Annotated in this window: 17 protein-coding genes; 15 read left to right on the forward strand and 2 right to left on the reverse strand. The window is 37.5% G+C overall.

The window, feature by feature from the left end; all coding sequences use genetic code 11:
* Nucleotides 1-56: 56 nt before the first annotated feature.
* From P0077_RS14020 to P0077_RS14035, 4 genes are all read left to right on the forward strand, one after another.
* Nucleotides 57-716 (forward strand): TetR family transcriptional regulator C-terminal domain-containing protein, encoded by a 660-nt coding sequence (locus tag P0077_RS14020; RefSeq protein WP_276165840.1) that lies wholly within the window; start codon nt 57-59, stop codon nt 714-716.
* A 37-nt stretch (nt 717-753) separates the two neighbouring features.
* A complete protein-coding gene (locus P0077_RS14025; protein ID WP_276165841.1) occupies nt 754-2064 on the forward strand; it encodes an ABC1 kinase family protein in 1311 nt (436 codons plus the stop codon).
* A gap of 111 nt (nt 2065-2175) precedes the next feature.
* A complete protein-coding gene (locus P0077_RS14030) occupies nt 2176-3183 on the forward strand; it encodes a 3-oxoacyl-ACP synthase III family protein (protein WP_276165842.1) in 1008 nt (335 codons plus the stop codon).
* Between the two features lie 207 nt (nt 3184-3390).
* Nucleotides 3391-3750 (forward strand): CoA-binding protein, encoded by a 360-nt coding sequence (locus tag P0077_RS14035; protein ID WP_276165843.1) that lies wholly within the window; start codon nt 3391-3393, stop codon nt 3748-3750.
* A gap of 62 nt (nt 3751-3812) precedes the next feature.
* Here the strand turns inward: P0077_RS14035 and P0077_RS14040 are convergent, their stop codons facing one another.
* Nucleotides 3813-5291: a sodium:solute symporter gene (locus P0077_RS14040; protein WP_276165844.1), complete on the reverse strand. Its 1479-nt coding sequence runs from the start codon at nt 5289-5291 to the stop codon at nt 3813-3815.
* A gap of 57 nt (nt 5292-5348) precedes the next feature.
* On the opposite strand from P0077_RS14040, the gene recR reads away from it, so the two are divergent.
* From recR to ftsY, 10 genes are all read left to right on the forward strand, one after another.
* Nucleotides 5349-5969 (forward strand): recombination mediator RecR, encoded by a 621-nt coding sequence (recR, locus tag P0077_RS14045; protein WP_276165845.1) that lies wholly within the window; start codon nt 5349-5351, stop codon nt 5967-5969.
* Between the two features lie 82 nt (nt 5970-6051).
* On the forward strand, nt 6052-7428 hold the full coding sequence (locus P0077_RS14050) for a dihydrolipoamide acetyltransferase family protein (protein WP_276165846.1): 1377 nt from the start codon (nt 6052-6054) through the stop codon (nt 7426-7428).
* A 138-nt stretch (nt 7429-7566) separates the two neighbouring features.
* Entirely contained in the window at nt 7567-8343 is a 777-nt protein-coding gene (locus tag P0077_RS14055) for a 3'-5' exonuclease (protein ID WP_276165847.1), read from the forward strand.
* Nucleotides 8344-8363: 20 nt separating this feature from the next.
* Nucleotides 8364-8975 carry a fumarylacetoacetate hydrolase family protein gene (locus P0077_RS14060; protein ID WP_276165848.1) on the forward strand — a complete coding sequence of 204 codons (612 nt, stop codon included), beginning with the start codon at nt 8364-8366 and terminating at the stop codon, nt 8973-8975.
* Nucleotides 8975-9313, forward strand: coding sequence for an Hpt domain-containing protein (locus P0077_RS14065; RefSeq protein WP_276165849.1), 339 nt, complete (start codon nt 8975-8977; stop codon nt 9311-9313). Before P0077_RS14060 ends, P0077_RS14065 begins: the two co-directional genes overlap by 1 nt.
* Nucleotides 9313-10563, forward strand: a complete 1251-nt coding sequence (locus P0077_RS14070) for a competence/damage-inducible protein A (RefSeq protein ID WP_276165850.1) — start codon at nt 9313-9315, stop codon at nt 10561-10563. The genes P0077_RS14065 and P0077_RS14070 overlap by 1 nt, the downstream gene beginning before the upstream one ends.
* Nucleotides 10564-10629: 66 nt before the next feature.
* A complete protein-coding gene (gene rpmB, locus P0077_RS14075) occupies nt 10630-10866 on the forward strand; it encodes a 50S ribosomal protein L28 (protein WP_276165851.1) in 237 nt (78 codons plus the stop codon).
* Nucleotides 10867-10878: 12 nt separating this feature from the next.
* Nucleotides 10879-11061: a 50S ribosomal protein L33 gene (gene rpmG / locus P0077_RS14080; RefSeq protein ID WP_038234759.1), complete on the forward strand. Its 183-nt coding sequence runs from the start codon at nt 10879-10881 to the stop codon at nt 11059-11061.
* 37 nt (nt 11062-11098) lie between these two features.
* On the forward strand, nt 11099-11251 hold the full coding sequence (locus P0077_RS14085) for a DUF4295 domain-containing protein (RefSeq protein ID WP_076456632.1): 153 nt from the start codon (nt 11099-11101) through the stop codon (nt 11249-11251).
* 178 nt (nt 11252-11429) lie between these two features.
* Nucleotides 11430-12386, forward strand: a complete 957-nt coding sequence (ftsY, locus tag P0077_RS14090; RefSeq protein ID WP_276165852.1) for a signal recognition particle-docking protein FtsY — start codon at nt 11430-11432, stop codon at nt 12384-12386.
* Nucleotides 12387-12416: 30 nt separating this feature from the next.
* Here ftsY and P0077_RS14095 read toward each other — a convergent pair whose 3' ends face one another.
* Nucleotides 12417-13517 carry a serine hydrolase domain-containing protein gene (locus P0077_RS14095; RefSeq protein ID WP_276165853.1) on the reverse strand — a complete coding sequence of 367 codons (1101 nt, stop codon included), beginning with the start codon at nt 13515-13517 and terminating at the stop codon, nt 12417-12419.
* 120 nt (nt 13518-13637) lie between these two features.
* Here P0077_RS14095 and rimO point away from each other — a divergent pair, with 120 nt between their 5' ends.
* Nucleotides 13638-14939 carry a 30S ribosomal protein S12 methylthiotransferase RimO gene (gene rimO / locus P0077_RS14100; RefSeq protein WP_276165854.1) on the forward strand — a complete coding sequence of 434 codons (1302 nt, stop codon included), beginning with the start codon at nt 13638-13640 and terminating at the stop codon, nt 14937-14939.
* The last annotated feature ends 77 nt before the right edge of the window (nt 14940-15016 follow it).

Consider the following 15016-nt stretch of genomic DNA (forward strand, 5'->3'; position numbering starts at 1 on the left):
CCTTAACAGTAAAAACAGCCCTTTAGCCGTAAATTTACTATATAAAATTGTTTAAGATGGTGGCAAAAGCAAAAGCAAATAAGGTTACTGAAGATGGCATTATAACAATGTATATGGAGTATGTCTTGGAGCACGATAGCGTTCCTAGATCCATATATAAATTTTGTAAAGAGAATAAGATTTCTGAGACCGATTTTTATTCCTTTTACAGGTCCATAGAGGTTCTGCAAAAAGAGATTTGGAACAAATTCTATGCGAATACCGAAGCTCTTCTTCTTAAAAACAAGGAGTATGAAGTTTTTACCAATAAGGAAAAGATGCTCACGTTTTTCTATACTTTTTTTGAGCTTCTTACCTTAAACCGTAGTTATGTTTTGTTCGCTTTAAAACAGAATGACAGTCCGCTTAAAAATTTAGGACAGTTAAAAGGACTTCGTCAACACATTAAAACTTTTGCGGTAGGGCTCATAAACGATGCAAATGCAGATAAGAACCTGAAAATTACCAGGTATAATCCTAAAGTCTTCTCGGAAGGAGCTTGGTTACAGTTTTTATTCGTTCTTAAGTTTTGGATGGAAGATAGTTCTGCTGGGTTCGAAAAAACCGATATGGCCATAGAAAAATCAATTAATACCGTATTTGATATTTTTGACAATACACCGCTTGAAAATATACTGGACTTTGGGAAGTTTCTGTATAAAGAAACATTTGTTTAATAGAAGGTTAGCGTAATTACGCTTTAAAAAAAATGCTATGAAAACATTAGATAGTATACCAACAGGAAAGATAGAAAGAGCCGGTAAATTGGTAAAGACGGGTGTGAAAATCGGCGGTAATTATGTAAAGTATTTTGGTAAAAAGTTGGTGAACCCTGAATTGGATAAGGAGGAACTGAATGAAAATAATGCAGAGGATATTTATGATGGACTGAAAGATCTTAAAGGCAGCGCTTTAAAAGTGGCCCAGATGCTTAGTATGGAAAAGAATCTGTTACCAAGGGCGTATGTAGATAGGTTTTCGTTGTCGCAGTTTTCTGTTCCACCACTTTCCGCACCATTGGTTCGTAAAACATTTAAAAAGTATTTAGGAAAGTACCCGGAAGAATTGTTCGACACCTTTGAGAAAGATAGTATTAATGCTGCCAGTATTGGTCAGGTACACAAGGCTACCAAAGACGGTAAGGAATTGGCGGTTAAAATTCAGTACCCAGGTGTAGCCCAAAGTATATCTAGTGACTTGGCGTTGGTAAAACCTATTGCTATTAGAATGTTTAACCTGCAAGGCAAAGATTCCGATAAATATTTTAAAGAAGTTGAAAGTAAGCTTATTGAGGAAACCAATTATTTTTTGGAAATACAGCAAAGTATAGACATTACTGAAAGTTGTTCGGTTATTAAGGATCTTGAGTTTCCCAAATATTACAAAGAATTATCAAGCGAGCGTATCATTACCATGGACTGGATGTACGGTCAGCATTTAAGTGAGTTTACAAATAAGGATTTTGAACAAGAACTTGGTGATAAATTAGGGCAGACGCTTTGGGACTTTTATATGTTTCAGATTCATGGTTTAAAAAAAGTGCATGCAGACCCACATCCCGGAAATTTTTTAGTTAGTGAAAAAGAAACACTGATTGCTATTGATTTTGGATGTATAAAAGAAGTGCCTAACGAATTTTATGTGCCTTATTTTGAGTTGGCCCAAAAGCAGAATATAGAAAATGATACCATTTTCATGGAAAAACTGTACGAGTTGGAAATTCTAACAGAAACAGATTCTCCGGAAGAATTAAAATTCTTCAAGGCTCTATTTAAAGAGATGTTAACGCTTTTTACTTCCCCTTTTCATGAAACTCATTTTGATTTTGGTTCAAATGAGTTTTGGGAGAAAATAGCAGATTTGAGCGAGCGTTATTCTAAAGATAGTCAGATTCGTAAAATGAACGGAAACAGAGGGTCCAAGCACTTTCTGTATATGAACAGAACTTTCTTTGGTCTTTATAACTTACTACACGACCTCAAGGCTAAAATTGAGGTGAATAGCTTTAAACAATACCTATCTTAAATGGCATTGAGGTAAAAATCATCTTATTAATTTTGCTTATCTTAGAAAATTACGGGTTACTTTGCAATTCGGTTGAAAGCTTGTGCTTTTAATTATTTTAAAAAACCTTCTATGTATAATTCAAAAATAACGGGACTAGGATACTTTGTGCCCGAAAACGTAGTGACCAATGATGATTTGTCCAAGGTTATGGACACTAATGATGCGTGGATTCAAGAACGAACCGGTATCAAAGAAAGAAGACATGTAGTTAAAGGTGGGGATACTACCACTACTATGGGCGTTAAAGCGGCAAAGATTGCTATTGAAAGGGCCGGTATAGATAAAGATGATATTGATTTTATTGTTTTTGCAACCCTTAGTCCAGATTATTATTTTCCAGGTCCAGGTGTATTGGTGCAACGAGATTTAGGGATAAAGACCGTAGGAGCATTAGATGTAAGAAACCAGTGTTCCGGTTTTATTTATGCACTTAGCGTGGCAGATCAATATATTAAGACGGGGATGTATAAAAATATTCTTGTTATCGGTTCCGAGCTGCATTCCCATGGTTTGGATATGACAACAAGAGGTAGGGCGGTGTCCGTTATTTTTGGAGATGGAGCTGGTGCCGCCGTTGTGAGTAGGGAAGAAGATACTTCAAAAGGAGTACTTTCTACCCATTTGCATAGTGAGGGCCAACATGCCGAAGAATTATCCTTAATGGCCCCGGGAATGGGTAAACGTTGGGTTACGGATATTATGGAGGATAATGACCCTAATGATGAATCGTACTTTCCGTACATGAATGGGCAGTTTGTTTTTAAAAATGCGGTAGTACGGTTTAGTGAAGTAATCATGGAAGGTCTAAAAACCAATGACCTAACACCAGAAGATATTGATATGTTGGTGCCACATCAGGCAAACTTGCGTATTTCCCAGTTCATTCAGAAGAAGTTTGGTCTGCAAGATGATCAGGTCTTTAATAATATAATGAAATACGGTAATACTACTGCTGCATCTATACCTATAGCCCTTACAGAGGCTTGGGAGAGTGGAAAAGTAAAAGAAGGGGATTTAGTAGTCCTTGCTGCTTTTGGTAGTGGTTTTACTTGGGGCAGCGCCATTATACAATGGTAAATTTATAGTACACAAAACCCCGATGTTTCCATCGGGGTTTCTGTCGTTGATTCTGCTATACTAAACACTAACCATTAACTATAAACATATAGCTTTATCACCGACCAATATTTTTTAAAGGTATCTTTTTTAGACCGAGTTCTACAATAGACGGTTATTTTCTTCAAAAGTTACACCTTTTATGAACTTTAACATCATATTTAACATATGAAAACTACACTAGTCTTCGGAGCCTCCCTTAAAACGAATCGTTATAGTAATCTTGCCGTTAATCGACTTTTGGACCATAACATTGAAACTGAAGCATTCGGCTTACGCGAGGGTAAAATAAGAGAATTACAAATAAAGACCAATTTAAATGAATTTCAAAACATTCATACTATTACTTTGTACATAGGACCCGCCCGTCAGCCTGAATATATCGACAAAATCTTACAATTGAAGCCGAAACGGGTTATTTTTAACCCTGGAACCGAAAATCCCGATTTTTATAAAATACTTGAAAAAGAAGGGATTGAGGTGCTAGTAGCTTGTACTTTAGTTCTTTTGGCAACGGGGCAATATTAAAAAGACCGACGAACTGCTAGTAGGGTTTTTCCTATGTAAATTTAACGTTTAGCAATTATGGTCTATTCCGCCACTTGGGTAACCTTTTTATTACGAATAGCATACAGTCCTATAAAGGTCAAAAGCCCGTTCAAAGGTAGTAATTCATATCCCACTTTATAACCGCCTAGGTATTCTATTGGAAGATTGGCAAAACTTAATATGCCCACAACGGATAGAAAAGCTACTAGCCACACATATCTGTCTTTTACAGAGAACTTTGTAAATATACCAAAGGTAAATAGCCCCAATAACGGACCGTAGGTATAAGTGGCAACGGTTAAAAGGCCGTCAATAACGTTACGGTCCAGAATATATTTGAACAGAATTACGGTTACGATCAAAAGTAGGCTCATGCCTATATGCGTTGTTTTCCGTATTCTATTTTGGTCTTTTTCGGCCTTTTCGTCAATATTTAAAAAGTCTACACAAAAAGAGGTGGTTAGGGAAGTAAGGGCACTATCTGCGCTACTATAGGCAGCAGCAATCAAACCTAGCATAAAAGTGATGGCAACTACCATCCCCAGGCCACTATTCAAAGCTATTTCCGGAAACAGAAGGTCCGCTTTGGGTTGTCCGTCCATTAATGGAGTGGCAATATTGAACTTAGCGGCATAGATGAACAACAGCGCTCCTAACAATAGAAAAACAAAGTTAACGACCACTAATACCACACTAAAAGAAATCATGTTTTTCTGAGCATCTTTTAAGGATTTGCAAGTCAGGTTCTTTTGCATCATGTCTTGGTCAAGGCCCGTCATACAAATGGTTATGAACATACCGCCTAAAAAAGATTTTAGGAAATGGTTCTTATCAAAAAAACTATCGGTAAATAGTATTTGGTTGTATTGTTTTAGTTCTTCGGATACTAAGAATTCGGAAAAACTCCAGTCTAATTTTTGGTTGATGAAGTAAATGCTAAGTCCAACGGATAAAAGCATAAAGGCAGTTTGCAGTGTATCCGTCCAAACAATCGTTTTAATGCCTCCTCTAAAAGTATAGATCCATATTAATAAAATAGAAATGATAACGGTAACTTCAAAAGGTACTCCCAGTTCATCAAATACAAATTGTTGCAGAACAATAGCCACTAAAAAAAGTCTGAAAGCGGCACCCAGAACCCTAGAAATAAAGAAAGATACGGCGCCTACTTTGTAACTTACTGTGCCAAAACGTTTTTTTAAGTACTCATAAATAGAGGTAACATTCTGTTGGTAATAGATGGGTAATAAAATAAAGGCAATAACAAAATATCCTGCCAAATAGCCAAAGACTACCTGCATATAACTGAACTCAGAAGTTTCTACCCAACCTGGAACGGATATAAATGTAACTCCTGATAATGAGGCGCCTACCATGCCAAAGGCTACCAAGTACCATGGTGATGATTTTCCTGCCTTAAAAAAATCGATATTGGAATCATTTTTCCCCGTAAAATAGGATATCAGTAAAAGCAGAAGGAAATAAGCCCCTATTAAGATTAGGATATGGGTGGCGGTCATGTAATAAAATTTCAAACCAAAGTACAAAAAGTAAAAATAGTACGTAATTTTGTGCCTATGGATTTTTCATCTAAGCTTCTTGAGAACGCCGTTTACGAAATGTCGCAATTACCAGGTATCGGTAAACGTACGGCACTTCGGTTGGTGCTTCATTTGTTAAAGCAGCCTAAAGAGCAAACGGAAAGGCTTTCTAATGCGCTATTGAGTTTGCGTAGCGAGATAAAATTTTGTGAGAACTGTCACAATATTTCAGATGTGGTTCTCTGTGAGATTTGTGCCAATCCTAAGCGAGATAGAAGTTTGGTTTGTGTGGTAGAGGATATTCGAGATGTAATGGCTATTGAAAACACAAGTCAATATAACGGCTTATATCACGTTTTAGGAGGTAAAATATCGCCTATGGAAGGCATAGGTCCTCAAGACCTGACCATTGGTTCTTTAGTGGATAAGGCTAAAAGGGGAGAGGTAAAAGAGTTTATTTTTGCGCTGAGCTCTACTATGGAAGGGGATACGACCAATTTTTATATTTATAAACAATTGAACGGTCTAGATATCAATACCTCTACTATAGCCAGGGGGATAGCGGTTGGTGATGAATTGGAATATGCCGATGAGGTTACGTTAGGACGGAGTATCTTAAACCGAATTCCGTTTGAAGGTTCGTTGAAAGCGAATTAAAAATATGATAAGTGTAACTGATGGGTGTTTTTTTTGGTATTTTTGCGATAAAATTAGAATAAAAGCAGTCTAAAATAAGAATATGTCAAAGTTTGAACTGAAATTACCGAGAATGGGTGAGAGTGTTGCAGAGGCAACGTTGACCACTTGGTTGAAAGAAGTTGGGGATACTATTGAATTGGACGAACCTATTTTTGAAATAGCTACGGATAAGGTAGATTCAGAAGTTCCTAGTGAGGTAGAAGGCGTTTTGGTGGAGAAACTTTTTGATGTAGACGATGTAATCAAAGTAGGTGATACTGTTGCTATTATTGAAACGGAACAATCTGTAGAGGTTGTAAAACCTCCGGTAAAAAATACTCCGGTTGAGGCTTTCAATGGAGCAGAGGAATCTGCCGCAATGGTAGAGGAAACGGTTAAGGTTGCTAAGGAAGCCGTTGCTGCACCGGTTCATCAAGCTCAAAAATCGGAATCTTCCGAACGTTTTTATTCACCATTGGTAAAGAATATAGCAAAACAAGAAGGTATTTCCGTTGCAGAACTAGATACTATTGAAGGTACCGGTAATGATGGCCGTGTGACCAAGAATGATATTCTTGCGTATTTAGAAAACGGGAGTGGTAAAGAGGTAGGGCAGCCAGTAGCAAAAACTACTGCCCCGGAAGTAAAAGAACCTTCACCGGCTAGCGCTAGTCCAAAAACTCCGGAAGTTAAGTCTTCTACGAACGGAATAGGTGTAAAAGAGGGTGCTGATGGCGAAGTAATTCAATTGTCCAGAATGGGTAAATTGATTGCAAAGCACATGGTGGATAGTGTTTCTACCTCCGCACATGTACAGAGTTTTATTGAAGTAGATGTTACTAAGATTGTTAATTGGAGAAACAAGGTAAAGAACGCTTTTGAAAAAAGAGAAGGCGAGAAGCTGACATTTACCCCCATTTTTATTGAGGCCGTAGCAAAGGCATTAAAGAAGTATCCTTTAATGAATATTTCTCTGGTAGGTGATACGGTTATCAAAAAGAAAAACATTAATATAGGTATGGCCGCAGCCTTACCGGACGGAAATCTTATCGTTCCGGTAATTAAGAATGCAGACCAATTGAATTTGGTAGGTATGGCCAAAGTAATAAATGACTTGGCATCTAGGGCTAGAGAGAATAAGTTGAAGCCAGATGAAATTCAAGATGGTACCTACACGGTAACTAACGTGGGTACTTTTGGTAGTGTTTTTGGCACACCCATCATTAATCAACCGCAAGTGGGTATATTGGCATTGGGTGCAATCCGTAAAATTCCATCGGTCATAGAAACCGAAGAAGGTGATTTTATTGGAATCCGTAGTAAGATGTATTTATCCCATAGTTATGACCATAGAGTGGTAAATGGTGCACTTGGGAGTATGTTTGCCAAGGCAGTTGCGGATTATCTTGAAGCTTGGGACATTGATAGGGAGGTGTAGTATATACTATTAATTCCTCTTTTTTCATACTGTAGTAAATACAAGCCTTTAACTGTATTTTCTTTCCTAAGAAAAGTATGGATATGCTTTCTTGAACCCTGTTAAAGATTATCTTTGTTAAAAAAAATTGCAAAGACTATGGAGCTCAACCTCACACGTCCCATTTGTTTTTTTGATTTGGAAACTACGGGAACTAATGTTGCCAAAGACCGAATTGTAGAAATATCTGTTTTAAAGGTATACCCTAACGGGAATAAAGAAAGTAAGACTTGGCTAGTGAATCCTGAGATGGAAATACCTGAAGAGGTAATTGCCATACACGGTATTTCAAATGAGAAAGTGGCAAACGAACCAACTTTCAAAGAACTTTCTAGAACTATCTATGGCATGATCAAGGATTGCGATTTAGGCGGATTCAACTCTGATCGTTTTGATATTCCTTTATTGGCAGAAGAAATGCTACGGGCCGATCTGGACTTTGACATGAAAAGTATGGTTTCTATAGATGTACAGACTATTTTTCACAAAATGGAAAAGCGGACTTTAGTGGCTGCGTATAAATTTTATTGTGATAAGGATCTTACTGATGCGCATAGTGCAGAAGCCGATACCTTGGCAACTTACGAGGTTTTATTGTCACAGTTGGATAAATATCCGGAACTTGAAAATAACGTTAAGAAATTGGCTGAATTTTCAACCCATCGCCAGTTTGCTGATTTTGCGGGCTTTTTGGGGTATGATGAGGACGGAGTTGAAATTTTTGCGTTCGGCAAACACAAAGGTCGAAAGGTGCTAGATGTACTAGAGAAAGAACCCGGTTACTTTGGTTGGATTCTTAATGCGGATTTTCCTTTGTACACAAAAAAAGTATTGACCCAAGTAAAATTGAGTCAGCTCAATAACAAGTTAGGTTAGAAAACTCTAAAAAGACTTTAATGAAAATTATCTGTATCGGTAGAAATTATACTGAGCATATAGAGGAGTTAGCAAATGAAAGGCCGGAAGAACCAGTTGTTTTTATTAAACCGGATTCTGCAATTTTACCCAAAGAACAAGATTTCTATATTCCGGATTTTTCAAAAGATGTACACTATGAAGTAGAGGTGCTTGTTAAAATAAAAAAGGTAGGGAAGCATATAAGCGAAAAATTCGCACCTAATTATTATGATGAGATTGGTTTGGGTATAGATTTTACTGCAAGAGATTTACAATCAAAGCTTAAAGAGAAAGGTTTGCCTTGGGAAAAAGCTAAGGGTTTTGACGGAGCTGCGGTTATTGGAGAGTGGCTACCGAAAACAAATTTTGAAGATTTAAACAATATAGATTTTTCTTTGTTGAAGAACAATAATGAAGTGCAAAAGGGCAATACTGGTCTCATGTTGTGGAAGATAGATGAACTGGTCTCTTATGTATCTCAATTTTTTATGTTAAAAAAAGGCGATGTGATTTTTACAGGAACACCTGCCGGTGTTGGTAGAATTGAAGCAAATGATTACCTTTCGGGTATTCTGGGGGAACGTGAACTTTTTCACTTAAAAGTAAAATAATGATTTACAATCTTGATAAAATCAATGAGATGGCAGAAGGAGATGAAGATTTCATCAACTCGGTTATTTCAGTATTTTTAGAAGAAGTGCCTCAGGATTTGGAACTCCTTGAAGTTGCACTAAATGAGCAAAACCATGATCAGGTTTATAAATTAGCTCATAAAATAAAACCTAATGTAGATCTTCTTGGTATGGAGCAAACCCGTGCGGCGGCCTTACAAATAGAGACTTTAGGAAAGGCGGAAGCCAATATGTCTGAGATACAAGTGGTATTTCCTATGTTAAAAAAAGACATAGATCAAGTGGTGTCCGAGCTTAAAAAAGATTTTAATTTCTGATGCTTGCCGAAATAATTACTATTGGAGATGAGATTTTAATCGGGCAGATTGTTGATACCAATTCCGTTTTTATATCCAAAGAACTTAATAAAATTGGAGTTTCTGTATACCAGATAACCTCCATTCAAGATGATAAAGAACATATACTCCAGGCGTTGGAAGACGCTAAAAAGAGAGTTCAGGTGGTTATCATAACCGGAGGCCTTGGTCCAACAAAAGACGATATTACAAAACATACATTGTGCGAGTTTTTTAACGATACTTTGGTAGAGGATACAGGTGTTTTAGAGCATGTAGAGGAACTATTTAAAAAATATATTACTACCACTCCAATATCGGATATCAATAGAAAACAAGCTTTGGTTCCTTCTAAGGCTACAGTTTTGCATAATGCCTTTGGTACTGCGCCCGGCATGTGGATACAGGAAGATGGAGTTGCATTTGTTTCATTACCTGGTGTGCCTTATGAAATGCAGAATTTGATAACGGATAAGGTAATCCCTAAAATTATTTCGGAGTTTAAACGTCCTTTTATTTTGCACAAAACGGTCGTTACCTATGGTTTAGGTGAAAGTGCTATTGCCGATAAAATTGAAGATTGGGAGAATAATTTACCCCCTTACATTAGATTGGCATATTTACCCAATTTAGGCAAGGTAAGGTTGAGGTTGACTGCCAAAGGTGTCGATAAACAAGAAATAGAAGGGGCCGTAGATGCGGAAATTCAAAAGTTATATCCGCTGATCGGTGATATCATGTACGGTACCGAAGACGAAGAAACACTAGAGCAGGTGGTTGCTAAACTCTGTTTGAAAAAGGGATTGACATTGGCAACTGCAGAAAGTTTTACGGGAGGAAAGATTGCGGAGCATTTAACCGCTTTGCCGGGTGCTTCCGCGTATTTTAAAGGTAGTGTGGTAAGTTATGCAACGGAAGCAAAGATAAATGTGCTTAAGGTCTCCAGTGATGTTGTGGACGCCTATTCAGTAGTAAGTGCGGAGGTAGCCAAGGAGATGGCGGAAAATGTAAGGAAACTTTTCAAAACGGATTATGCCATATCCACTACGGGAAATGCAGGACCTACAAAGGGGGACTCGGATGCAGAGATTGGAACGGCCTTCATAGCAATTGCTTCTCCGGAAGGTGTATACGCACAAAAATTCAATATGGGCAACCATAGAGAGCGTATTGTAGAGAAGTCGGTAAACAAGGCTTTTGAGCTGTTGCAAAAAGAAATTTCAAAAATCTGAAATATTGTTTTGTCTATCCATAAAAATGATATAAATTTGCACCCTGTTTAAAGAAAAATCAGCGCGATGTCAAAAGTTTGTGAAATTACGGGAAAGAGAGCGATGTTCGGTAACAACGTATCGTTTTCTATTAATAAGACCAAAAGAAGGTTCAATGTTAATCTTTCTAAGAAACGTTTTTATCTTCCCGAAGAAGACCGTTGGGTAACCTTAAAGGTTTCTGCGAAGGCGTTGAAAATTATCAACAAAAAGGGTATTTCTGCTGTGTTGAAAGACGCAAAGGCAGAAGGATTGGTAAAATAAGCTTAGAATACGATGGCAAAGAAAGGAAATAGAATACAAGTAATATTGGAATGTACCGAGCATAAAGAATCGGGGCAGCCAGGTACTTCACGGTACATTACTACCAAGAACAAAAAGAACACTCCCGAAAGAATGGAGATTAAAAAGTTCAATCCTATTTTAAAGAGGATGACAATCCATAAGGAGATTAAATAAGTTTTCGTTTTAGCGAGAACATAAAAGCATATTAGTCATGGCAAAGAAGACGGTAGCAAGTTTACAGACAAGTTCAAAAAGATTGACAAAAGCCATTAAAATGGTAAAGTCGGCAAAAAGTGGTTCATACACTTTTGTTGAGTCAGTTATGGCCCCAGAAGCGGTTAATGAATGGTTGTCTAAAAAGTAAGATACTTTCAATAGTATTATAAAGCCTCTTCATATAGAAGGGGCTTTTTTTGTTGATAGAAGTACAACTTAGTTCGGTTTCTATGTATTACAGGTGCCAATAAGCCAATGGTAGTGTTATTTAAAGTAAAAACTTCCGCTTACTTTATTATCTTTGAACCTATTAATACAAAGAACAAATGAGTTTATTCAAGAATATATTTTCATCAAAGAAAAAAGAAAGCCTTGATAAGGGCTTGGAGAAATCTAAAACTTCTTTTTTTTCTAAGCTGGGCAAAGCTGTTGCGGGTAAGTCTAAAGTAGATGATGATGTATTGGATAACCTTGAAGAAGTTCTTGTTTCTTCGGATGTTGGTGTAACCACGACCTTAAAAATAATTGAGCGAATAGAAGCTCGTGTTTCTAAGGATAAGTATATGGGTACCGATGAACTCAATGCTATTCTTCGTGACGAAATCTCCGGACTGCTTTCTGAGACCAACTTAGGTAACCAAACGGAATTTTCTATACCTAAAGATAAAAAACCGTATGTTATTATGGTAGTTGGTGTGAATGGGGTAGGTAAGACTACGACCATTGGTAAGCTTGCCTATCAATTTAAAAAACAAGGTTTAAAAGTAGTTCTAGGCGCAGCAGATACTTTTAGAGCTGCCGCTATAGACCAATTGCAGGTGTGGGCAGACCGGGTAGATGTGCCTATTGTAAAACAGAATATGGGTAGTGACCCAGCATCGGTGGCTTTTGATACGTTAAGTTCAGCGGTAAAACAGGATGCAGATGTTGTTATTATAGATACTGCTGGACGCCTTCACAATAAAGTCAACCTAATGAACGAGTTGACCAAGGTAAAACGTGTAATGCAAAAAGTAGTAGAAAATACACCGCATGATGTTATGTTGGTACTAGACGGTTCTACTGGGCAGAATGCTTTTGAGCAGGCCAAACAATTTACCAAAGCAACAGAGGTAACTTCATTGGCAGTGACCAAATTAGATGGTACGGCAAAAGGTGGAGTTGTTATTGGTATATCAGATCAGTTTCAAATTCCTGTTAAGTATATTGGGGTAGGAGAGGGAATTGAAGACCTTCAGGTGTTCAATAAACATGAGTTTGTAGACTCGTTTTTTAATGTTTAAAACAGTACTATATAGTTTCTATTAAGAACTTTACTCTATTACCGCATTTATTTTTTTCCATAATTCATTGTCAAAACTAGAAAGACCTAGTTGCATTTCCTCGGCGCTATCTCCACAACGTACTACGACTAAATCTTGGCTAGGTACAACATATATTTTTTGGTCATCTGCTCCTAAGGCAGCGAACATATCTGCAGGAGCGCTCGGTATCAAAGAACCTTGAATTACAGTTTGTGAGGTAGTTCCAATGTAACTTTCTTTACCGTTTAACCACCATAAATATCCGTAGGATTTATTAATTTCTTGAGAAGTATTGGTCATTGCATGAAAATAATCTTTGCTAATAATAGTTTCCGTATCCCAAACTCCTTCGTTTTGAATCAATAAGCCCCAACGTGCCATGCTCCTGGTATCGCTAGTGTATAAGGTTAGCAATGTTTCTTCATGCCAAAAACCGTTCATGCCTATTTTATCCCTGATTTTGGCATAGAAATATTCATTAAAGTTGGTTTCTGTGGCGGAGGTTACTATATCTTTTAACGCGGTAAAAGCACCTTGGTGGTAGGCCCACCTAGAACCAGCATCGGCTTCATACTCAAAACACAGGGGAGCGGTACAAATCCATTTTAGGGTCTGTCCAATATAATCTTTCAAGCCCGTACTCATACTAAGATGGTCCTTAACCGTTATTAGATCTTGTTTTTCTGTGGTCAATGATGACCAATTATTACCTAAATAATCAGATGATTTATTGGTGATGGATAATAACCCTTCTTCCTGCGCGATACCTACAGTGCTGGAAACTAAAGTTTTTCCAGCAGAATACCAGGTCCAATTGTTATTTTGGGAATGACCGTTAAAATACTTTTCAACTACAATCCGTCCATTTTTAAGAATGATGAACCCTTTGGAATTTTTGGCTTCTAGGTAGTCGTATAAATCAGGTAAATTTCCTTCGTTCCAATTGAGTTGTTCGGGACTTATGGTTTCCCAAGGGGTAGTCCCTATTTCGGGGAAATACAATTCCATGGGGTCGTTATCATATTCAGGCCCAACTTCGGCATTGTTTTTTGAGCAACTTGTAAGAACGGTAAGGATTATAGCGAATAGGTGAGAAATATGGTTTTTCATAATTCCAGTTTCGTGTTGGCCATCAGTTAGTTATTAAAGTTTAACGTAATTCATCAAGAAATCGTGCCAAAAGGAAGCTGTTCGTTCATCTTGTTGTATTTTTGCGCTCAATTTCTAGTTATGAGAACAAAATCGCAGAAGCAGAATAAGATTAATGTAGTTACTTTGGGATGCTCGAAAAACGTGTATGATTCCGAGGTGCTTATGGGGCAGTTGCGTGCCAATGAGAAAGAAGTGGTACATGAAGAGGAAGGCAATGTTGTTGTAATCAATACCTGCGGATTTATCGCGAACGCAAAAGAAGAAAGTGTCAATACCATTTTGGAATATGTTCAGAAAAAGGAAGCGGGTCATGTAGATAAAGTATTCGTAACCGGATGTCTTAGTGAGCGTTATAAGCCAGATTTGCAAAAGGAAATTCCAAATGTAGACGAGTATTTCGGAACTAGTGAATTACCTAATTTATTGAAGGCTCTTGGTGCAGATTACAAGCATGAGCTCATAGGAGAACGTTTAACTACTACACCTAAAAACTATGCGTATTTAAAGATTGCGGAAGGATGTGATAGACCTTGTTCTTTCTGTGCAATACCTATCATGAGAGGTAAACACCGAAGCACGCCTATTGAAGATTTAGTTGTTGAAGCAGAGAAATTAGCTTCAAAAGGGGTTAAAGAGCTTATTCTTATCGCACAAGATCTTACGTATTATGGTCTTGACCTTTATAAAAAACGAAATTTGGCGGAACTACTTCGGGCTTTGGTGAAAGTTGAGGGTATCGAGTGGATACGGTTGCATTATGCCTTTCCAACAGGTTTTCCATTGGATGTGCTTGATGTAATGAAAGAAGAGCTAAAGGTTTGTAACTATTTGGATATTCCGCTACAACATATTTCAGATGCTATTCTAAAAAGTATGCGTCGTGGAACTACACAGGCTAAAACGACAAAATTGTTGAAGGAGTTTAGGGCGGCTGTTCCAGAAATGACCATTCGTACTACTCTAATCGTGGGATATCCGGGAGAGACTGAAGAAGATTTTCAGACCTTAAAAAAATGGGTGGCAGATATGCGTTTTGAACGTTTAGGTTGCTTTACCTATAGTCATGAAGAAAACACCCATGCTTACACCTTGGAAGATGATGTGCCAGAGGATGTGAAACAGGAAAGGGCGAATGAAATAATGGAGTTACAATCTCAGATTTCATGGGAGCTGAATCAGGAAAAAATAGGACAGACTTTCCGTTGTATCATAGACCGTAAAGAAGGAAATTATTTTGTAGGCCGTACTGAATTTGATTCTCCGGATGTAGATAATGAAGTCCTTATTGATGCCGCAAAGTATTATTTGAAACAAGGTGAATTTGCAAATATAAAAATTACAGAAGCAGCGGATTTTGATTTGTACGGGGAACCTGCATAATTAATTCATTTTAGTTGTTTACAGAAATAGTTAAAACCTGTCCGATGTCGGACAGGTTTTTTTATATCAACGGGTTA

The organism is Zobellia alginiliquefaciens, from assembly GCF_029323795.1.
GTDB lineage: Bacteria > Bacteroidota > Bacteroidia > Flavobacteriales > Flavobacteriaceae > Zobellia > Zobellia alginiliquefaciens.